Consider the following 536-nt stretch of genomic DNA (forward strand, 5'->3'; position numbering starts at 1 on the left):
GGGGTCGCCCAAATAGCGCCCGCCGTGGAGGTCGAAGGCCAGCGCCACGTAGCCCAGCTCAGCCAGGATGTCGGCCCGACGGCGCTGGAAGTCGTTCAGCCCTGGCCCCTCGGGCCCGACCAGGACCGCGGGCCGGCGGTCGACACCGGCCGGGAGCGCAAGGTGCCCGATCATCGTTAGGCCGTCGGCCGGGTACTCGACCGTGCGCGTTGTAACCGTCGTCATGAGACTGGACTGTAGTGATCATCGAGCTCGGTCGGGCCGGTGTTCACCACTGGCAGAACAGCGCAGGTGTGCCGCTGAAATGCGGCGATGGCTCACAAGATCCGTCACAAACCACGTTCCCGCGGCAGCGTTATCGGATCACCTGCTCCTCGGAGAACTTCTTCTCTGACACCAACCACCCCAGCGCTCGACCCGTATAAACCGGATCAGAACGTAGCGGCAGCGATCACCAGCCCACGAACCAGCACCCACACCTCGACATCACCGCAGATCGCAGCCATATCCGACCGAAAATTCGACAGTGCTACCGG

At 64.4% G+C, this 536-nt stretch carries 1 protein-coding gene; it reads right to left on the reverse strand.

From position 1 onward, the window contains the following. Positions 1-225: dienelactone hydrolase family protein (locus ACX4ZE_RS23005; RefSeq protein WP_480275553.1), on the reverse strand; the 225-nt coding region annotated here is incomplete at its 3' end. Positions 226-536 lie beyond the last annotated feature (311 nt).

It is taken from the genome of Nocardia sp. TBRC8007 (assembly GCF_056629435.1).